Raw genomic sequence first — 20,495 nt, forward strand, 5'->3', positions numbered from 1 at the left:
TCGATTGATCGGCATAAACGATTTGCCATTTTCGCATGTGGCGATCTTTTAGGGCTTTCGACCAGTTCGGGAGGATCGAAGGCGATGCTTGGAGGCAGCCGGGCGGACATCATCAAGAAGTCGTCGCGTCCGAAAGGACGGCAATTGAGCGAGGACGCGATCGAAGAAGTTCGGAGCCTTCTTGGCGACGAGCCGCGCCGGCGTGATCTGCTGATCGAATTTCTGCACCGGATTCAGGACCGTCACGGCCATCTGGGCGCGGCCCACCTAAAGGCGCTTGCGGTTGAAATGCGACTTTCGGAGGCTGAGATCTTCGAAGTGGCGAGCTTCTATCATCACTTCGATATCGTGAAGGATGACGAGGAAGCGCCGGCTCCCGTGACGGTCAGGGTTTGCGATTCGCTTTCCTGCGAACTGGCCGGCGCGGACAATCTGATCGCGGCGTTGGAAGCGGGCTGCGATCCGGCCAATGTGCGCATCATACGCGCGCCATGCCAGGGCCGCTGCGCCGAAGCCCCGTCCGCATGTGTCGGCCGACGCGAAGTCGGTTATGCGAGTGTGGATGCCATCGGCCGGATCATCGACGAAAACGCCATCGGCGCGATCGTCCCCGGCTACATCGATCTTGAGCAATATCGTGCCGAGGGTGGCTATTCACTTTATGAATCCTGCCTGAGAGGCGAGCGCACGCCGGAAGAACTTGTCGAAATGCTGTCGGACGCCGGCCTGCGCGGGCTGGGTGGTGCGGGCTTTCCGGCAGGCAAGAAATGGCAGATCGTCCGCTCCTTCGAGGGACCACGCCTGATGACCGTGAACGGCGACGAGGGCGAACCCGGCACGTTCAAGGACCGCTACTATCTTGAGCGCGATCCGCACCGGATGCTTGAGGGTGCGCTGGTCGCCGCATGGGCGGTGGAAGCGGAGCGGCTATATATCTACATGCGCGACGAGTACCCCGGCGTTCTTGAAGTCCTGAAGCGGGAGGTCGAGGCCCTCACCGACGCGGGGCTTTGCGACCTTTGTCCGATCGAGATCCGCCGTGGCGCGGGCGCCTATATCTGCGGCGAGGAAAGCGCCATGATCGAATCGATCGAAGGAAAGCGCGGCCTGCCCCGCCACCGCCCACCGTATATCGCCGAAGTGGGCCTGTTCGGCCGCCCGACGCTGAACCACAACGTCGAAACGCTCTACTGGATACGCACGATCGTGGAGAAAGGGCCCGGCTGGTTCGCAAATCAGGGCAAGGAAGGCCACAAGGGCCTTCGTTCCTTCTCCGTTTCCGGCCGCGTTGCCGAGCCCGGCGTGAAGATCGTACCTGCCGGCACGTCCATCGACGAATTGATCGAGGCTTGCGGCGGCATGGCGGAGGGCCATGAATTTCGCGCATTCCTTCCAGGCGGCGCATCGGGGGGCATCTTTCCCGCATCCATGAGCGACATGCCGCTCGACTTCGGAACGTTTGAGCCGCACGGGGGCTTCGTCGGCTCCCATGCGGTGGTAATCCTTTCGCACAAGGACGACCTCAAGAAGGCCGCGCTCAATCTTCTGCGGTTCTTCAAGCATGAAAGCTGCGGCCAATGTACGCCCTGCCGCTCCGGCACGGAGAAAATGGTCGCCGTGCTCGAGGCGGGCGACTGGGATCCAGGCCTTCTTTCCGACCTCGAACAGGTCATGCGCGACGCCTCGATCTGCGGACTCGGTCAGGCCGCGCCAAATCCCGTCCGTTCGGTTCTCAGGATCATGCAGGAGGAGGCTGGCCAATGAGCGACAAGATCCGCTTCACGCTCGACGGCCGCGACGTCGAGGCAAGCCCGGGCGAAAGCATCTGGGAAGTTGCCAAACGCGAAGGCATCGCGATACCCCACCTCTGTCACAAGGACGCGCCGGGCTATCGTTCCGACGGTAATTGCCGCGCCTGCATGGTGGAGATCGAGGGCGAGCGCGTCCTCGCCGCCTCCTGCCAGAGAAAGGCAGCGGAAGGGCTGAACGTAACCACGGCGGGCGAGCGCGCCACGAAGGCGCGCGAGATGGTATTCGAGCTCCTGATGGCCGACATGCCGGAGAAGAATGCCGCCCCCGACCCCGAGGCAGACTTCTGGAAATGGTCGGATCGTCTTGGCGTTACCGGTTCGCGTTACGCAAGCCGCTTCGGCGATAATGGTGAGAGCGGAGACGGTCACGCACCAACCCCGCGCGAAGCCCGGATCGACGCCAGCCACCCGGCGATCGCCGTCAATCTCGACGCCTGCATCGCCTGTGGCCTGTGCGAGCGCGCCTGCCGAGAAGTTCAAGTGAACGATGTCATTGGCATGGGCTTTCGCGGCGGCGAAACGAGACCGGTGTTCGACCTCTCCGACCCGATGGGCGGCTCCACCTGCGTTGCCTGCGGGGAATGCGTGCAGGCCTGCCCGACGGGAGCGCTTTTCGAAAAGAGCCTGATGGACGAACAGGCGCGAAAGCGCACGATCTACCCCGACAAGGTGGTGGATACGCTCTGCCCCTTCTGCGGCGTCGGCTGCCAGACGCGTGTCTACGTAAAGGACGACAGGATCGTCCAAGTGGACGGGCGCAATGGCCCGGCGAACGAAAACCGCCTTTGTGTGAAAGGCCGCTTCGGTTTCGACTATGTGCGCCATCCGCACCGGCTGACAAAGCCGCTGATCCGCCGCGACGACGCGCCAAAGGACGGTGCTATGATGCTCAACCCGGCCAACCCCTGGGAGGTGTTTCGCGAGGCGAGCTGGGAGGAAGCGCTTGATCGTGCTGCGCTCGGCCTGTCGAGAACGATCAACAGCCGTGGCGGAAGTGCTCTTGCCGGCTTCGGCTCGGCAAAAGGCTCCAACGAAGAGGCCTATCTATTCCAGAAGCTCGTACGCCAGGGCTTCGGCACGAACAATGTCGATCACTGCACACGGCTTTGCCATGCCTCATCCGTCGCAGCCCTTATGGAGGGCGTGGGCTCAGGTGCGGTTTCCGCTCCCTTCAATGCGGCCAATGAAGCCGACTGCATGATCGTCATCGGCGCCCGGCCCGCGCAGAACCACCCCGTTGCCGCCACCTATCTCAAGCAGGCGGCCAAGCGCGGCGCGACGCTGATCGTCATGGACCCGCGCGGCCAGAACCTCATGCGCCACGCCAAATACGGCCTTCAGTTCAAGCCGGGCACGGATGTGGCGATGCTCAACGCGATGATCCACACGATCATCGAGGAAAATCTCTACGACGAGCAATACATCCAGGCGAATGTCGAGGGCTTCGAGGCGCTGAAGGAGAAGGTCAGGGATTTCTCTCCCGAAAGCATGGCCGCCGTTTGCGGTATCGACGCGGATACGCTTCGCGCGGTTGCCCGCGAATATGCGACGAGCCCGCGTTCCATCATCTTCTGGGGAATGGGCATTTCGCAGCACGTTCATGGAACGGACAATGCCCGCTGCCTGATCGCGCTTGCTCTGATTACCGGCCAGGTGGGGCGCCCGGGCACGGGTCTTCACCCCTTGCGTGGACAAAACAACGTGCAAGGCGCGTCCGACGCGGGACTAATTCCCATGGTCTTTCCGGACTACAAATCGGTGGAAGATGCCGACATCCGCGCGAAATACGAGGACGCCTGGGGCCGCACGCTCGATCCCGCTCGCGGCCTGACGGTCGTGGAAATCATGGATGCGATCCATGAAGGCAGGATCAGCGCCATGTACATCATGGGCGAAAACCCGGCCATGTCCGATCCCGATCAGATTCACGCCCGCGAGGCGCTCGCCAAGCTCGATCACCTGGTCGTGCAGGATATTTTCCTGACCGAAACCGCATGGCACGCCGACGTGGTGCTTCCAGCCTCCGCCCATGCGGAGAAGACGGGCACATTCACGAACACCAACCGGCAGGTACAGCTCGGCCGCCCGGCGCTCGATCTGCCGGGCGAAGCGCGCCAGGACTGGGAGTTGATCGTCGAGATCGCCAGGCGCATCGGGCTGGATTGGAACTATGCCGACATCGGCGAGGTCTATACCGAGATGGCGTCCATGATGCCTTCGCTCGACCACATCACATGGGAGCGGCTGCTCAGGGAGGAATGCGTCACCTATCCTGCGACCTCGGACGACGGACCGGGCACGGAAATCCTGTTCGCGCAAGGCTTCCCGACCAAGTCGGGCAAGGGCAGGATCGTTCCGGCCGACCTTCTTCCGCCGGATGAAGTGCCTGACGACACCTATCCGCTGGTACTGACCACGGGGCGCCTGCTCGAGCATTGGCACACCGGCGCAATGACCCGCCGCTCAGCGGCACTTTCAGCGATCGAGCCGGAGGCGACGGCGGCCATGAACCCTCACGAAATCCGCAAGCGCGGCTTACGGGCGGGCGAACCGGTCACCGTCACGACACGGCGCGGCTCGATTACGGCTCTCCTGCGCGAAGACCGGGAAGTCGCCGACGGGATGGTTTTCATCCCCTTCTGCTTTGTGGAAGCACCGGCAAACCGGCTGACGAACCCGCAACTTGATCCTTTCGGAAAGATCCCGGAGTTCAAATACTGCGCTGTCCGCGTCGACCAGATGAGAGCCGAAGCGGCGGAATAGACGGCAAAATCCCCCGCATTCAGGCGATTTTGCCTGAATGCGGGCGGCCCATTTTCATCGACTGGCGATCGAACGGCTCTCTTCCCGGTCGACTGCAGGATCCTGCCTCAATCAAGCATGAATGAGATCTTCGCGTTGATGCGATAGGTCTTGATCTGGTTGTTGTCGACGGACGCCTCGAAATTCTTGATGTAGATCGATTTGATGCCGCGTAGGGTTTTCGCCGCATCTGAAACGGCGTTTTGCGCAGCGTCTTCCCAGCTCTTGTCGGATTCTGCGAGGACTTCGACTACCTTTAGCATGGACATGACGCTCTCCTTTTGAGTGCCCCCCGGCCAGAACGCTTCATATTTGACCTTTTATCGCGCCGTCGCACAATCTTTCTCGCTAAATTTTCGTCACGCCCTAGCTCTAACAAGTTAAACCAACAGGCAATCAGAACGACCAAGCGGAAAAAAGATGCGAATTTCGAGAACTATTGAAAGATCCAACGGCGTAAAGGTCTTCTTATTATTGATTACGGGAATTTTGGCAGCCGCTCTGACGCCGGGCGAAGCTACCGCTCAACTTCTACCCACACAGCCGTCAGCCGATCAGCAGCAGGGCGCGAGCGACGGCGAGGTCATGCAGCAGTTTATCGACGTTCTACGGGATGATCGGAAACGCCAGGTTCTGATCGAAAGCCTGGAGGCGGCGACGAAAGGCGAAGCGACACAGGAAACAGGGCGCAGCGCCATTGAGGAAGTGCCGCTCACCTTCGGCCGGAAAATTGCAGACTACACGCAGAAAGCGGCGGAAACCGCACTTGCCAGGGCGCAATTCTTCTGGCTGCACCTCAAGACCGCTCCTGCCGCCCTTTCGGCGCTGGATGGCGACCAGATCGGCGTGATCCTGGATGCATTGCGCGATCTTGCGCTCGTCATCGTCACGACCTACGCGATTTTCATCGTCCTCAGAACGCTGGCAAAACGTATCTATCATTCCCTGGGAAGGGTCGCGTCGGCTTCCGATACGCTCAGGACCCTCGCACTCGCCGCCGGCTCAACCGTTATCGACATTGGCGTCGTCATCCTCGCTTGGGCGAGCGGTTATCTGATCACGCTTCTTTTCTTCGGCGAATTCGGCTCCATCGGCATCCGCCAGACGCTATACCTCAACGCATTTCTGATCGTCGAACTCATCAAGGTTGCGCTTCGCTTCACCCTTTCGCCGACGACCGGCGACCTTCGCCTCATCCCCTTCAGCGATGCCGCGGCGAAAACCATGACGCGCGGGTTTACCGCCATAATCTCCATTCTGGGATACGGGCAGTTGCTTGTCGTGCCGATCTTCAATCAGAACGTCTCCTTCGCTGCCGGACGGGCCGTTTCCGTCCTGCTCGCCCTTACCGCGATAGGCGTCGCAGCGACCATGACGATCCTTTATCGCCGGAAAGTAACGGTTTGGCTCATCGAAAAATCAGAAAACATGGTCCGCGGCGGTTTCGCTCGCGCTCTCGCGCGGCGCTGGCATTTGGCGACTCTTACCTATCTCATCTTTCTGGCCGCAATCGTCCTTGCGCAGCCGGGCGGCGTGCTGATCCCCGTGCTTTACGCGAGTTTTCAGGTCTTGGCAGGTTTCATGGCCGGGTTTGCCATTTCCGGCTGGATCGCAGGCGCGGTAAGCCGCGGGATCGAGCTGCCGGACTCTGTGAACCAGAGGTTGCCGCTGCTTGAGCGCCGTTTGAACACCTTCATTCCCCAGGCCCTGACCGTGCTACGCTTCACGATCCTGATTGCCGTCACCGTGTTCGCCCTTCACACGGTCGGCCTTGTCGACGCGTCCGGATGGCTGCAGTCGCAGATCGGGGTGCGCGCGACTTCGGCACTCATAACCGTGGCGATGATCCTGATCGTCGCCTTCGCGGTGTGGCTGGCGCTTTCTTCCTGGGTGGACTACCGCACCAACCCGGAATTCGGCAAGGTTCCATCGGCGCGCGAGCAAACGCTTCTCACGCTCCTCAAGAACGCGGCGACGATCGCCATCATCGTGATGACGCTGATGTTCACCCTTTCGGAAATCGGCATCAACATCGCCCCGCTTATCGCCTCGGCCGGCGTTCTTGGCCTTGCCATCGGCTTCGGCGCGCAGAAACTGGTGCAGGACATCATCACCGGCGTTTTCATTCAGCTCGACAACGCCATCAATGTGGGCGATGTCATCACCGTCGGCGGCATGACCGGATCGGTGGAGAAGCTTTCCGTTCGTGCCGTCGGCCTGCGTGACGTACATGGCTCATACCACATCATCCCCTTTTCCTCGGTGGATATGGTGACGAACTTCATGCGCGATTTCGCCTACCATGTCTGCGACATGGGCATCGCCTATCGCGAGGACCACGACGAAGCACGCAAGGCGATGTTCGACGCATTCGAAATCCTGCGGGAAGACCAGGAACACTCCCGCGAAATCCTGGGCGATATGGAATGGTTCGGCGTGCAGGCCCTTGGCGACAGCGCTGTCGTACTGCGCTCTCGCATCAAGACGCGTCCGGGAAAGCAATGGGCAATCGGCCGCGCCTACAACGGCATCTTGAAGAAGGTCTTCGACGAACGCGGCATCGAGATCCCCTTCCCGCATCAGACGATCTATTTCGGCGAGGACAAAAAGGGCAACGCTCCACCGGCACACATTCGCTTTTCGAGAGAAGACACCCAGGCAAAAATACCGGAAAAGGAGGACAGTGCATCAAGGACGGTCGATGAGCCCCGCTTGGAGGACGCATCACCCATGGAAGAGAAGGCGCATCAATAACGCTTGGTTTATTGCCGGTTTTTTGGGCATGTCGGGCCAAAAAATATGCAAACCCCGGGTTCTGATACGGCCATTCTCAGGATTGAATTTCCGAATAAAGGTCGAATAGGCGAAAGCCGCTGCGGCAAATGCAAATCGGCAAGAAACTTGCTCGACATGCCTCGGGTTGAGGACAATACGCGGAAAGGCCGCGAGCCGGATCGGGGAGAGTATGCCGCAGGCGACCGCCAGAATCGCCGGACAAAAGGCGTTTGAAGACCCGGGTACGGCGGAGTTGACCCCTCCCGCACTTCAGCGTGCGATCGGCGAGGCTCGCATCTCCTTCAAGAAGCGTGGCGAACGGAGCGCACTTGCCGATCTTTATCAGGCAGGCTCCTGCAAGGTGCGCCTTCCGCGCAGCGTCAATGCGGAACCTGAAGCCGTTCTCATCAATACGTCCGGCGGCCTGACCGACGGCGACCGGTTTTCCGTGGATGCAAGTTGGCAGGCGTCCTCGAAAGCCACGATCACAACGCAAGCCTGCGAGCGAATCTACCGTGCACGGGAAGGGAGTGCGGAAGTCGTCAACGCCTTGCACATCGCGGATGGCGCGACCGCGCATTGGCTGCCGCAGGAAACGATCCTGTTCGACGGCGGCAGGTTGAAACGCCACGCGACGGTGCGCCTTGAAGGCTCTGCGCGTTTCCTTGGGATCGAGGCGGTCATCCTGGGGCGCCCCGCCATGGGCGAGACTGTTCGTTCCGGCTACCTTTCCGACAATTGGCGTATCGAACAGGATGGCGAGTTGAGGTTCGTCGACCGGTTCGCGGTTGCCGGCGATATTGCGGCCAAATTCGACCGGCCCGGCTGCGGTGCCGGTGCACGCGCCTTCGCGACACTTCTCTATGCCGACCCCGAAAGCGCTGAAATATGCGAGATACTGCGCAGCCTGCGTCCGACATCGGCTGCCGCGTTCGGCTGTACCGATCTCGATGGCATCGTCCTTGCGCGCTTTCTTGCGCCGAACGGACAGGCCTTGAGGGCGGCTCTCAGGCCCGTGCTGGAAAAGTTTCGCGGCGGCGAAGGCCTGCCGCGCGTATGGATGATGTGAAGCGATTGTAAGGAAGAGGCGAAAAATGAACCTCACGCCCCGTGAAAAGGACAAGCTTCTGGTCAGCATGGCCGCCATGGTCGCCCGCCGCAGGCTGGAACGCGGCGTCAAGCTGAACCACCCCGAAGCCATCGCGCTGATCACCGATTTCGTCGTGGAAGGCGCGCGTGACGGACGTTCCGTCGCCGATCTCATGGCCGATGGCGCGAAAGTCATCACTCGCGAACAGGTGATGGAGGGCGTTGCGGAGATGATCCACGATGTCCAGGTGGAGGCGACATTTCCAGACGGTACGAAGCTCGTCACCGTCCATGAACCGATAAGATAGGAGCGCGCCATGATCCCCGGAGAAATCATCGCGGCGAGCGGCGAGATCGAGCTGAACGCCGGTCAGCCGACCGTAACCCTTTCCGTCGCCAACACCGGCGACCGGCCGGTTCAGGTCGGAAGCCACTATCATTTCTACGAGACCAACCCTGCGCTCGATTTCGACCGCGAAAAAGCGCGCGGGATGCGGCTTGACATTGCCGCCGGCACCGCCGTGCGTTTCGAGCCCGGCCAGACGCGCGATATCACACTTGTCCCGGTCGCCGGAGCGCGCACGGTCTACGGCTTCAACGCCAGGGTCATGGGGGAGCTTGACTGATGCCGGCTCGTATATCCCGGGATACTTACGCCGCAATGTACGGCCCCACCGTCGGCGACAAGGTTCGACTTGCCGATACGGAACTTTTCATCGAGGTTGAAAAAGACCTGACAACCTATGGCGAGGAAGTGAAATTCGGCGGCGGAAAGGTCATCCGCGACGGCATGGGCCAGAGCCAGCTTTCGCGCGCGGACGGCGCTGTCGATACGGTGATCACCAATGCGCTGATCGTCGATCACACCGGCATCTACAAGGCCGACGTCGGCCTCAGGAACGGGCGCATCGCCGGTATTGGCAAGGCGGGCAACCCCGATACGCAGCCGGGGGTGGACATCATCGTCGGACCCGGCACGGAGGCGATCGCAGGCGAAGGCAAGATCCTGACCGCGGGCGGGTTCGATGCGCATATCCACTTCATCTGCCCGCAGCAGATAGACGAGGCGCTTTATTCCGGCGTCACCACGATGCTTGGCGGCGGGACGGGCCCTGCAACCGGCACCAACGCAACGACTTGCACGCCCGGCCCCTGGCATATCTCGCGCATGCTGGAGGCCGCCGAAGCCTTCCCGATGAACCTTGCCTTTGCCGGCAAGGGCAATGCTTCATTGCCCGATGGCCTTCTTGAACAGATCAGGGCCGGTGCCTGCGCACTCAAGCTGCATGAAGACTGGGGCACTACACCGGCGGCCATCGACAATTGCCTTTCGGTTGCCGACGATACGGGCGTCCAGGTGATGATCCACACCGACACGCTGAACGAGTCCGGCTTTGTCGAAAACACCGTCGCTGCCTTCAAGAACCGGACGATCCATGCGTTCCATACCGAAGGTGCGGGCGGTGGACACGCGCCCGACATCATCAAGGTCTGCGGAGAGGCGAACGTGCTTCCCTCCTCCACCAACCCGACACGGCCCTATACCGTCAACACGGTCGACGAACACCTCGACATGCTGATGGTTTGCCACCATCTCGATCCGTCGATACCGGAAGACATCGCCTTTGCCGAAAGCCGCATCCGCAAGGAAACGATTGCGGCAGAGGATATTCTGCACGACATCGGCGCCTTTTCGATCATCGCGTCGGACAGTCAGGCCATGGGCCGCGTCGGCGAGGTGCTGATCCGCACATGGCAGACGGCCGACAAGATGAAACGTCAGCGCGGGCGCCTGGCGGAGGAAACTGGCGACAACGACAATTTCCGCGTCCGCCGCTACATCGCCAAATACACCATCAACCCGGCCGTCGCCCACGGCATGTCGGCGCATATCGGTTCCGTGGAAGCCGGCAAGCTTGCCGATCTGGTGCTCTGGTCGCCGGCCTTCTTCGGCGTGAAGCCGGATCTCGTCCTCAAAATGGGCTCGATTGCCGCCGCCCCCATGGGCGACCCGAATGCGTCGATCCCCACGCCGCAGCCCGTGCACTACCGGCCGATGTTCGCAAGCTTCGGCAAAATGCTCACGCGCAGCCGCGTCAGCTTCGTCTCGCAAGCTGCGGTCGAAGCGGGCATCGCCGAAAAGCTCGGCCTTGAGAGCGAGGTTCTGGCCGTCGACAACACCCGCTCGGTGACGAAACGCGATATGCGGCTGAACGACAGCCTGCCGAAAATCGAAGTCGATCCCGAAACCTATGAAGTGCGAGCGGACGGCGAATTGCTCACCTGCGAGCCGGCGGATGTTCTGCCCATGGCACAGCGCTATTTTCTGTTTTGAATTTGGAGCCGAGATCATGGCGCTTCGCGCATCCGAAGTCTTGCCGGCAAAACATTGGTCAGGCAATGCCGTGGATGAGATCACCCTGGAAAAAGACCGGCGTCACCGCCGCCGCGTCCTTTTGAAGAGTGACGGTGGCATTGAGTTCCTACTCGATCTGGCCGAAGCCACGTTGCTTCGCCATGGTGATGGCCTGAAGCTTGATGACGGGCGCATTATCGCGGTGCGCGCCGTTCCCGAGCCGCTTCTGGAAGTACGGGCGTCCTCCCCGCTTCATCTGCTGCAACTCGCCTGGCACCTCGGAAACCGGCACCTGGAAGCGCAGATCGAGGAGAGCCGTATCCTGATTCGCCGCGACCATGTGATCGCCAACATGCTTGAAAAGCTCGGCGCGACGACGGCTGAGGTCATTGAGCCGTTCGATCCGGAAGGCGGTGCTTATGCCGGCGGGCATAATCATGATCACTCCCATCATCACGGGCATGGCCATGGTCACTGACGCCGCCCTCTATCGCCTGCTTACCTGGCTTTCGCCGTCCTATCCCGTCGGTGCCTTCGCCTACAGCCAGGGGCTGGAAAGCGCGATATCCGGCGGCGGCGTACGGGACGTGGACACTGTCAGGCAGTGGCTTTTGGATAGTCTGGAGTTCGGAGCGCTCTGGAGCGACGCCATGATCTTCGCCCGCAGCCACGATGCGGCGTTTGCCGGCGACCGGGATGCGCTTTTTGAGATCAACGCCTTCGCCTGCGCCTTTCAGCCGACGCGCGAATTGCGCCTGGAAACGCTTGCTCAAGGCCGCGCGTTCATGGAAGTGACCGCAAAGGCATGGCCCTGCGACGCCATCGCTCACCTCTCAGGGTCAGGCCGAGAGATCGCCTATCCGCTCGCTGTGGCAAGTGCCGCCGCCGGACACGGAATTGCTTGCAATGCCGCGCTCGATGCATGGCTTCACGCCGCCGTTTCCAATCTCGTCTCGGCGGCGATCCGTCTCGTTCCCCTTGGCCAGACGGAAGGCCAGTGCCTCATCGCCGGAATCGAGGACGATCTTCGGAACACGAGAGATCGCGCGATCGACACTCCGCTCGATGCGCTTTCCACGGCGTCGCTCGCTATGGAAATCTTGTCCATGAACCACGAAATGCAGGAAACGAGGCTCTTCCGCTCATGACTTCGCAACATGGCCCCCTTCGCATCGGCATCGGCGGCCCGGTCGGTTCGGGCAAGACCACCCTCACCCAGCGTCTTTGCGAGGCGATGCGGGGCCGCTTTTCAATCGGCGTCGTCACCAACGACATCTACACCCGCGAGGATGCGCTTTATCTCGCCCGTCATCAGGCGCTTTCGGAAGACCGTATCATCGGCGTGGAGACCGGCGGCTGCCCGCATACCGCGATCCGCGAGGATGCTTCCATCAATCTGGCCGCAATCGCCGATCTGGCCCGCCGCCATCCGGATCTCGACGTGGTCTTCATCGAATCCGGGGGCGACAATCTCGCCGCGACCTTCTCTCCCGAGCTTGCCGATCTCACGATCTATGTCATCAGCGTGTGCCAGGGCGGGGACATCCCGCGAAAAGGCGGTCCGGGCATCACGCGCTCCGATCTCCTCATCATCAACAAGGCGGACCTCGCGCCCCATGTCGGGGTCGGTCTTGAGGCCATGGCGCAAGACGCCGAAGCATCGCGCAAGGGCGCACCCTTCGTCTTCACCGATCTGAAACGCGGCGAAAGTGCCAGCGAAATTGTGGATTTTATCGTCCGGCAAGGCGGCCTCGTGGCGCATGAACCGGCGAATTGATGTCGCCTTACCGATCTTCCATCGTCAGTAGCCCTGCCCTCACCGCTCGAGCTATCGTCGCCGCAGGTTTTTGATGCGCGACGAATCGGGGACGGATGATGGCGAAAAGGTTGAGGGTTGCGGTTCTTTTCGGCGGGCGGCCGCATGAGCATGTGGTTTCCCTCATGTCGGCTCAAAACGTTGTCGCAAGCCTCGATCCTTCGAAATACGAGGTCGTGCCGATTGCCGTGAGCCGTTCTGGCCGCTGGTTTTCAATGGAATTGAATGATGGAACGCTGCCAGGCAAAATCTCCGAAGAGGGCGACGAGATCTGCCTGTTTCCCGGCGGAGGCGGCCGGGCTCTTCTGGTTCCGCACTTCGGAACACCTCGAGAGATCGCGCCGATAGATATCCTTTTTCCGGTCCTGCATGGCCTGCATGGCGAAGACGGCACGATACAAGGTGCTGCCGAGGTTGCGGGCGTTCCGCTTGCCGGCTGCGCTCTTGCGGGCTCTGCATGTGCGATAGACAAGGATATCGCCAAGCGCCTATTGCGCGAGGCTGGATTGCCGGTCGCAAAGTCGGTGACGATCCGATCCGGCGAAAAACCGTCGTTCGAAGAGATCGCCGAAGTTCTCGGAACACCCGTGTTTGTGAAGCCGGCACGGCAGGGTTCGTCCGTCGGTGTTGGCAGGGCGAGCTCGGCGGAAGAGTTCGAAAGCGCTCTCGCGGAGGCATTTCGGTGCGACCGGAAGGTACTGGCAGAGGAATTCATCCAGGGTCGCGAGATCGAATTCGGCATCCTCGAAAAGCCTGACGGATCGGTCCTCGTATCCGTTCCGCGCGAAATCGCTCCCGCCGACACGCATCGCTTCTACACCTACGAGGCCAAATATATTGACGCGGATGGCGCTCATCTGAGTGCACCCGCAGACCTTTCGCCGGATGTGGCGGAGAAGCTTCGGGGAACGGCTCGCCGGGCCTTCAGGACGCTTGAATGCGACGGCATGGCCCGTGTCGATTTCTTCGTGCGGCCCGACATGAGCTTCGTCGTCAACGAAATCAACACGATCCCGGGTTTCACCGATATCAGCATGTACGCGAGGGCTTTTGCGGCAAGCGGCATTCCCTATCCGGAAATTCTCGATTGTCTGATAGAATTCGGCTTCTCCCGGGCAGAACAAACTGTCTGAGAACGATCCACTGCCAGCAGAGCCTCGATTTCGGGTTCCTGGATTGGGAACCTATACAAGCTTCTCAACCAAACAACCCCAGATCCTATTCAACCAATCCGGGCAGAAATAGCGATACCTGCGGTACGAAGGTCACGAGCATAAGGACTGCAAGCACCGCAAGGTAGAACGGCAGGATCGTCCGCACCGTTTCTTCCATCTTTATGCCGCCGATGGAACATCCAACGAAAAGGCACGTCCCCACGGGTGGTGTGGTTAACCCCAGACCGAGGTTCATCATCAAAAGAATTCCGAATTGCGTCGGATCCATTCCCAATTCGCGTGCGACGGGCAGAAAGATCGGCGTCGTGATCAGGATGAGCGCCGCCATGTCCATGAATGTTCCCAGCGCCAGTAGCGCCAGGTTGACAAGCAGGAGAAGGACAACCTTGTTGTCCGAGACCGACAAGAGCCCTTCCAGGACCAGAGACGGTACCCGGTACAGGGACAGGAGATAGGCGAACGCGGAGGCGGTTGCGACCAGGATCAGAACCATCGAGGTGGTGCGCACGGTGGCCAGAAGGCTGTCCCGCAAGACCGCATAGCTGAGCGTGCGGTATAGAAGGGCCGTGACGACAAGAGTGTAAATCACCCCGATTGCTGCGGATTCCGTGACAGTGAAGATGCCGGACAGCACACCGCCCACGATCAGCACACCGGTCAGAAGGCCCGGAACAGCACCCGCCGCAAATCGCAGTGTCTGCGCCAGCCCCGGGAAAGGAACCGAAGGGTAGTCCCGGCGCAAGGCCACAAGATAGGCCGCGGCGCCGAGTGACAGGCACATAAGAACGCCCGGCACGATTCCGGCGAGAAATAGCCCGGTCACCGAGGCCGCGCCGCCCGCGGCCAGGGAATAAAGGATCATGTTATGGCTCGGCGGGATGACGATCCCGGCAAGAGAGGACGTGACGGTGACATTGACGGCGTAGTCCTTGTCGTAACCCGCCTTTTCCATCATCGGGATCATCATCGACCCGATGGCCGACGTATCCGCCACCGCCGATCCTGAAATGCCGCCAAACAGCATGCTCGTCATGACGTTGACCGTCCCGAGCCCGCCCCTGATACGACCGAAAAGCGCCGTGCAGAGGTTTATCAGGCGTTCGCCGATTCCGCCTCGCAGCATAAGTTCTCCCGCGAAGACAAAGAACGGCACGGCAATCAGGGAGTAGCTGTTGATCCCGCCTATGGCCCGCTGAAATGCGATGGCGACGGGGATACCCTCCCAAAGGAAGGTCGCCACGGCCGCAAGGCCCAGCGCATAGGCGATCGGCAAGTTGATCGCGAGCAGCAGGATGAAGAGAAAGAACAGAATTGCCAGGCCCATAGGCGTTCAGGCCTCTATCACCGGCCGTGGGCGGGATATGAACCGCTCGGCGCAAAACAGAATTGTCAGACCGCCAGACAGCACTAGCGGCAGATAGGTCCAGGCCTGACTGATCCCCAGTAGCGGCATCTTGCTGGTGGCAGTCCGCCCGATCAGCAACGCGCCGCCCCACACCATCGCAACGCCGAAAAGCAAGACCGCCACGTATCCGGCAAGATCAAGCCAGACACGCGCGTGCGGTGGCAACATGTCTCTGAGCATCGTCACCGACAGGTGTGTGGCCTCCCGCAATCCAACAGCTGCCGACAGGAAGACGACATACTGGATCGTGAGCAAGGTGACCGAGGTGGTCCAGGTCGGTGTATCGTTCAGGACGTAGCGGCCCCAAACCTGCCAACCGGCCATCGCGATCATTGCGATGAGCGCCAGCGCGGACGCTGTCTTGACCAGAAAGGCCAGACCGTCACACAGACGGGCAAGGGCGACCGTCACGACCGCCGGCTTGCCAGAATGCGTAAGGAATGGGAGCAGCCTGTGGCCAGGACGCTCCAGTTCGTTGAGATCATTCCTCAAGTCATCGATCCTATTGAACGGCCTGAATGTCCTTCAGGAACACCTCGATCTTCGGATCGGTGATCAATTGCTTATACGCGCTGTCCATCGCATCGACGAAGGGCTGCTTGTCGGCGACTTCGATAATCTCGACACCAGCCGCCTTGATAGCCTCCAATGCCGTTTCCTCGCGCTCATGCCACAACTTTCGCTGAAGCTCGGCGGATTCCACCGCCGCCTCGCGGAAGATCTGCTTATCTTCGTCGGACAGGCTGTCCCACAGTGTCTTGGTAACGACCAGCGCCTCGGGAACTCGCAAGTGTTCATCCAGCGTATAGTATTTGATTACCTCATGATGGCGCGTGGAGACCACCGAGGGCGGGTTGTTTTCCGCACCGTCGATCACGCCGGTCTGAAGCGACGGGAAAACCTCGGCAAACGCCATGGGCGTTGCATTTGCGCCAAGCGCCTCGGCCGTCGCGACGAAGATCTCCGCATTCGGAACCCGGATTTTCTGCCCTGCCACATCGGCAGGCGTCTTGATCGGCTTTTCCACGGTGTAAAAGCTGCGCGCACCCGCATCGTACCAGGCCAACGCCACCATGTTGGCCGGCGCCAATTCGTCGGACAGGCGCTTTCCGACCTCACCGTCCACGACATTGAACATGTGCTCGGTGCTCCGAAACACGTAAGGTAGGCCAACCACCTTTAGCGCGGGCGCGACATCGCCCAACTGCCCGCCGTTGAAGACGGCGAAATCGATACCGTCGAAAGTCATCTGCTCCACGGCCTGCTGCTGGTTTCCAAGCTCGGCGCTATGGAATGTGCTGGGTACGAAGCGGCCGTTGGTGCGCTCGGCGACGAGTTCGCCGAATTTTTCCATGCCCAACGACACCGGATAATCGGGAACATGAACGTTCCAGCCACGCAGGTCGCGCGCCTCGACCGGTCCCGCCACGGCGGCGAGCGCCGCGGCGGTGAGTAATATTTTCGTCAACGATCCAAAGTGTTTCATGGTTTCCTCCCATTTTTTCTCGATACATCTGCGATCGGCTTTCCAGGCCGCTCGTCAGAATTTGGTGCAACCCGCAGCCCGCCTCCCCTTCATCGCGCAAGCCATCCACCGTCCACGGGAAGGGTAATCCCGTGCACGTAATCGGCAGCGCTCGATGCGAGAAAAAGTACGGCGCCGGAGATGTCCGATGCCTCAGCCCAACGCCCGGCCGGAATGCGCTCGACAATAGCGCGGTTGCGCTCGGGATCCTCCTGCAGGGCCTTGGTGTTGTTCGTCCTTACGTAACCGGGCGCGACCGCATTCACGTTGATGCCCTTGGACGCCCATTCACAGGCCAGGAGCCGCGTCAGGCCTGCGACCCCGCTCTTGCTCGCCGTATAGGACGGGATCCGGATACCTCCCTGGAACGACAGGAGCGAGGCGATATTGACGATCTTGCCACGCCCCTCGGGCACCATCACACGCGCCACCGCCTGGCTCAGGAAGAACAGTGATTTCAGGTTGACCTGCATCACGTCGTCCCAGTCCGTTTCGGTGAAGTCGAGCGCATCGGCCCGACGGATAATGCCTGCATTGTTTACAAGAATGTCGATCCTGCCCGCCCAGGCGAGGACTTCGGAGACAATGCGGTCGATCGGCTCGAGGCTGCTGAGATCGGCCTCGATCGCAAGCGTGCGGTCCGGCGCATCGATCGCGGCGAGCGTCTCGTCCATCGACGATCTGCCGACGCAAGCCACCAGCGCTCCCGCCGCGGCCATATCGCGGGCAAAGGCCTGGCCAAGCCCGGTATTCGCCCCCGTGACGATCGCCACCTTGCCTTCGAGCGCGGAACCGAATGTCGCAGTCATCTGAGATCCGCCATATCTACGAAATCCATGTCGTTGAAGTCCTGATTGTCGCCGGCCATCGACCAGATGAAACCGTACCGCCCCGTTCCAGCGCCGCTATGGATGGACCAGCCGGGAGAAAGCACCGCCTGTTCGTTCGCCACGATCAGGTGCCGCGTCTCATCGGGCTCGCCCATCAGATGGACGACGCGCGTATCCTCGGCCATGTCGAAATAGAGATAAGCCTCCGTCCGCCGGTCATGGGTGTGGCATGGCATGGTGTTCCAAACGCTTCCGTCCGCGATCAGCGTCACTCCCATCGTCAACTGGCACGACGTACAGACGTCCGGATGGATGTATTGCCGGAGCGTTCGAATGTTCGCGCCCGACTGAGTGCCGAGCTCGATACGATTGGCTTCGTCCATGGTAATCTTCTTGAGCGGATGCGAGGCATGAGCCGGCGTGCTGATACCGTAAAAGCGCGCCGGCGCTCCGGTATCACGGCTTGCGAAGCGGACGTTCTGCGCGCCCTTCGGGAGGTAGACCGCCTCAAGTCGACCGACGTCATGCCGCTCATCACCGACCAGCACCGTTCCGGGCCCACCGATATTGAAAACACCCAGCTCGCGCCTGTCGAGGAAGCCTGGAGATCCAATTTGCTTGTTCGAGATCAACTCGATCGGCTCATCCAGCGGCACAACGCCCAACAGGACCGTGCGATCCAAATGACTATAGGTCATTGCCAATTCGCCCGGTCTGAACAAACCCTCCACGAGATAATGCGCACGAAGGGCGGCGGTGTCGTAACCTCTTGACTCGCCAGGGCTGCTGACCTGTCTGACATCCATATTGCTATCCATCGTAATACCGGGCGGAATGCGATTCCGCGAAGGAGCGCCGGTTCAGCTCCAACCCGCGCATAAGGTGAGCCCGCATTGATTCCGCGGCGGCTTTCGGATCCCTCCTCTTGATTGCACCGGCGATCTCGGCGTGCTCGTCCCTCAGGCTCGCCTGGTAGATTTCGCGCTCGTCGTCCGGCATCTGCCTCATGGCAGATTGGGGGATGATGAAAGGTCCGAGAAAACGCAGGAAATCGGCGACATAATTGTTCTGCGTCGCCTCTGCGATGGCCAGATGAAAGGCGAAATCCTCCTTCTGACCTCCCGCGCCGACAAGATGTGCGGCGTGATGGCTTCGCATCGCCGCCTCGATCGCCTCGAGATCGGTATCGGTTCGCCGCGCGGCCGCCAGTTCGGCGCTCGCGACCTCCATGCTGAGCCGCAATTCCATGGTTTGCAGCATATGCTCCGCAAGGCTGAGTTCCTCTCGGTCGAGGCGGAAAGGCTGATGACTGAGATCGTCCGAGACGAACACTCCGCGCCCTTGGTGCGCACGCACGAGACCATCCACGCGAAGCCCGGAAATCGCCTCGCGCACTACGGTCCGGCTGACACCGAACAGGGCGACCAAAGCGCTTTCGGTTGGCAACCTGTCTCCGGGAGCAAGATCCCCGCGCTGGATCATCGCGCGCAATTCTCCTCCCACCTGCTCGCTCAATTTCGGACGAGGGCGCGCATGCAATCCTCTTATGGTCTCACCGCTCCGCACCATCCGGCTTGCCTCCTTACTCTTAACTCTTGTCCGCAAGCCTCGCGCCGCGGTTCGCGAACTGTTATTGACACTTATCAGTTCATCATACAACTTACAACATATAACATACAAATAGCGACTTTGGCCGCCGTCCTGGCGGCCCGCATTCAGGGAGGAGAGATTAATGACGCTTTTCAAGCTAGCCGCGGCGAGTCTTGTATCAACGTGCCTTGGCGCCTCCGCCGCGCTCGCAGCGGACTACAACCTGCGGATTCAGACCCATTTCAGTGCTGAATCCCTGAAGGGACAGAATGCTCAAGCCTTCGCCGACGACGTGGAGCGGATGTCGGGCGGCCGTGTGGATATCGAGATGTTTTTCTCCGCTTCGCTCGTCCGCGCGACCGAAACCTTCGATGCCGCCGTCAACGGCGTTCTTGATGGCGACATGACGGGCGGCGCCTACCAGACCGGCAAAAACCCGGCCTTCCAGTTCGTTGGTGACATCCTCGGCGGCTATGACACGCCTTGGCAGATGTACTCCTGGCTCTATTACGGCGGAGGACTGGAAAAGGCGCAGGAGCTTTACAACGCGAACGGCATGCATTTCGTCGGCTGGTGGATCCCGGGCCAGGAATCGCTTTCGTCGACGAGCCCGCTCGCGAGCGTCGAGGACTTCAAGGACTGGAAGTTCCGCTCGCCCCCCGGCATCGAGACCGAAATCTTCGCCGCCCTTGGCGCGAGCCCGATCGTGATGGACTTCGGCGAAGTCTTCACCGCGCTCGAGACGAAGGTCATCGACGGCGCTGACGCGTCCAACATCGCCACAAACAGCGAGATCGGCCTTTACGACATCGCCAAGCACGCGACCTACCCCGGCTTTCACTCGATGCCAGCCGATCACCTCGCAATCAACAAGGAAGTGTGGGATGAACTGCCCGACGATATTCGGGCGATCATCGAAGTTGCGATGGAAAAGCTTGCCTTCCGCGACACGCTGAGCCATTCGCTGGAAATGGAAAAGGCGGCCAAACGGCTCGCAGCCGGGGACGTCACCCTTTACGACTGGAACGCCGAACAGCGTGCAGCATTTCGCAAATTTTCGCGCGGGAAATGGGAGGCATGGGCGGAAAAGTCTCCCGAGGCCAATATCCTCGTATCGAGTCACATCGATTTCATGAAGGAACTCGGGCTGATTTCCGAGTAACCGGAAGCTTCGGGACGAGCCTGGGGCATCCGGCGTTCATTCGAATGCCGGATGCCCCGGAATCTTGAACGTTATCAACATCTCCGCGTCCGGGTGGCTTCACCAGAACGCATGTTGTCCCGGCACGCACCGCCCTTCCTTCATAAACGCAACTGAAGT

General features: G+C 60.7%; 19 protein-coding genes. 12 read left to right on the forward strand and 7 right to left on the reverse strand.

Annotation, left to right across the window (positions count from 1 at the left end; all coding sequences use genetic code 11):
- Positions 1-84: 84 nt before the first annotated feature.
- Together HPQ64_RS17425 and fdhF are read left to right on the forward strand one after the other, a co-directional pair.
- Entirely contained in the window at positions 85-1,764 is a 1,680-nt protein-coding gene (locus HPQ64_RS17425) for an NADH-ubiquinone oxidoreductase-F iron-sulfur binding region domain-containing protein (RefSeq protein ID WP_172889916.1), read from the forward strand.
- A complete protein-coding gene (gene fdhF, locus HPQ64_RS17430; protein WP_172889917.1) occupies positions 1,761-4,574 on the forward strand; it encodes a formate dehydrogenase subunit alpha in 2,814 nt (937 codons plus the stop codon). The genes HPQ64_RS17425 and fdhF overlap by 4 nt, the downstream gene beginning before the upstream one ends.
- A gap of 107 nt (positions 4,575-4,681) precedes the next feature.
- Here the strand turns inward: fdhF and HPQ64_RS17435 are convergent, their stop codons facing one another.
- On the reverse strand, positions 4,682-4,882 hold the full coding sequence (locus HPQ64_RS17435) for a dodecin family protein (RefSeq protein ID WP_172889918.1): 201 nt from the start codon (positions 4,880-4,882) through the stop codon (positions 4,682-4,684).
- Positions 4,883-5,102: 220 nt separating this feature from the next.
- Here HPQ64_RS17435 and HPQ64_RS17440 point away from each other — a divergent pair, with 220 nt between their 5' ends.
- From HPQ64_RS17440 to HPQ64_RS17480, 9 genes are all read left to right on the forward strand, one after another.
- Positions 5,103-7,367 carry a mechanosensitive ion channel domain-containing protein gene (locus HPQ64_RS17440; RefSeq protein WP_210260353.1) on the forward strand — a complete coding sequence of 755 codons (2,265 nt, stop codon included), beginning with the start codon at positions 5,103-5,105 and terminating at the stop codon, positions 7,365-7,367.
- A gap of 211 nt (positions 7,368-7,578) precedes the next feature.
- Entirely contained in the window at positions 7,579-8,457 is an 879-nt protein-coding gene (locus HPQ64_RS17445) for an urease accessory protein UreD (RefSeq protein ID WP_172889920.1), read from the forward strand.
- A 25-nt stretch (positions 8,458-8,482) separates the two neighbouring features.
- Positions 8,483-8,785 (forward strand): urease subunit gamma, encoded by a 303-nt coding sequence (locus tag HPQ64_RS17450; RefSeq protein WP_172889921.1) that lies wholly within the window; start codon positions 8,483-8,485, stop codon positions 8,783-8,785.
- A 9-nt stretch (positions 8,786-8,794) separates the two neighbouring features.
- Positions 8,795-9,103 carry an urease subunit beta gene (locus HPQ64_RS17455; RefSeq protein ID WP_172889922.1) on the forward strand — a complete coding sequence of 103 codons (309 nt, stop codon included), beginning with the start codon at positions 8,795-8,797 and terminating at the stop codon, positions 9,101-9,103.
- Positions 9,103-10,812 carry an urease subunit alpha gene (gene ureC / locus HPQ64_RS17460; RefSeq protein ID WP_172889923.1) on the forward strand — a complete coding sequence of 570 codons (1,710 nt, stop codon included), beginning with the start codon at positions 9,103-9,105 and terminating at the stop codon, positions 10,810-10,812. The genes HPQ64_RS17455 and ureC overlap by 1 nt, the downstream gene beginning before the upstream one ends.
- Positions 10,813-10,828: 16 nt before the next feature.
- Positions 10,829-11,311 (forward strand): urease accessory protein UreE, encoded by a 483-nt coding sequence (locus HPQ64_RS17465; RefSeq protein WP_172889924.1) that lies wholly within the window; start codon positions 10,829-10,831, stop codon positions 11,309-11,311.
- Positions 11,271-11,981, forward strand: a complete 711-nt coding sequence (locus tag HPQ64_RS17470; protein WP_172889925.1) for an urease accessory protein UreF — start codon at positions 11,271-11,273, stop codon at positions 11,979-11,981. Before HPQ64_RS17465 ends, HPQ64_RS17470 begins: the two co-directional genes overlap by 41 nt.
- A complete protein-coding gene (ureG, locus tag HPQ64_RS17475) occupies positions 11,978-12,610 on the forward strand; it encodes an urease accessory protein UreG (protein WP_172889926.1) in 633 nt (210 codons plus the stop codon). The genes HPQ64_RS17470 and ureG overlap by 4 nt, the downstream gene beginning before the upstream one ends.
- A 98-nt stretch (positions 12,611-12,708) precedes the next feature.
- Positions 12,709-13,782, forward strand: coding sequence for a D-alanine--D-alanine ligase family protein (locus tag HPQ64_RS17480; protein ID WP_172889927.1), 1,074 nt, complete (start codon positions 12,709-12,711; stop codon positions 13,780-13,782).
- An 85-nt stretch (positions 13,783-13,867) separates the two neighbouring features.
- On the opposite strand, the gene HPQ64_RS17485 is transcribed toward HPQ64_RS17480, so the two are convergent.
- The 6 genes from HPQ64_RS17485 to HPQ64_RS17510 all read right to left on the reverse strand — a co-directional run bounded on the left by HPQ64_RS17485 (position 13,868) and on the right by HPQ64_RS17510 (position 19,153).
- Positions 13,868-15,148 (reverse strand): TRAP transporter large permease, encoded by a 1,281-nt coding sequence (locus HPQ64_RS17485; RefSeq protein WP_172889928.1) that lies wholly within the window; start codon positions 15,146-15,148, stop codon positions 13,868-13,870.
- 6 nt (positions 15,149-15,154) lie between these two features.
- Complete coding sequence (locus HPQ64_RS17490) at positions 15,155-15,721, reverse strand: TRAP transporter small permease (RefSeq protein WP_172889929.1); 567 nt, start codon at positions 15,719-15,721, stop codon at positions 15,155-15,157.
- Between the two features lie 10 nt (positions 15,722-15,731).
- Positions 15,732-16,715 carry a TRAP transporter substrate-binding protein gene (locus HPQ64_RS17495; RefSeq protein WP_172889930.1) on the reverse strand — a complete coding sequence of 328 codons (984 nt, stop codon included), beginning with the start codon at positions 16,713-16,715 and terminating at the stop codon, positions 15,732-15,734.
- 89 nt (positions 16,716-16,804) lie between these two features.
- Positions 16,805-17,563, reverse strand: coding sequence for a 2-dehydro-3-deoxy-D-gluconate 5-dehydrogenase KduD (gene kduD / locus HPQ64_RS17500; RefSeq protein WP_172889931.1), 759 nt, complete (start codon positions 17,561-17,563; stop codon positions 16,805-16,807).
- Positions 17,560-18,390 carry a 5-dehydro-4-deoxy-D-glucuronate isomerase gene (gene kduI / locus HPQ64_RS17505; protein ID WP_172889932.1) on the reverse strand — a complete coding sequence of 277 codons (831 nt, stop codon included), beginning with the start codon at positions 18,388-18,390 and terminating at the stop codon, positions 17,560-17,562. Before kduI ends, kduD begins: the two co-directional genes overlap by 4 nt.
- 4 nt (positions 18,391-18,394) lie before the next feature.
- Entirely contained in the window at positions 18,395-19,153 is a 759-nt protein-coding gene (locus HPQ64_RS17510) for a FadR/GntR family transcriptional regulator (RefSeq protein ID WP_281358318.1), read from the reverse strand.
- A 163-nt stretch (positions 19,154-19,316) separates the two neighbouring features.
- On the opposite strand from HPQ64_RS17510, the gene HPQ64_RS17515 reads away from it, so the two are divergent.
- The gene (locus HPQ64_RS17515) at positions 19,317-20,336 is read left to right on the forward strand and encodes a TRAP transporter substrate-binding protein (protein ID WP_172889934.1); all 1,020 of its coding nucleotides are present in this window, start codon (positions 19,317-19,319) and stop codon (positions 20,334-20,336) included.
- The last annotated feature ends 159 nt before the right edge of the window (positions 20,337-20,495 follow it).

Origin of the sequence: Hongsoonwoonella zoysiae, from assembly GCF_013266695.1 — a bacterium.
Classification (GTDB): Bacteria; Pseudomonadota; Alphaproteobacteria; order Rhizobiales; family Stappiaceae; genus Hongsoonwoonella; species Hongsoonwoonella zoysiae.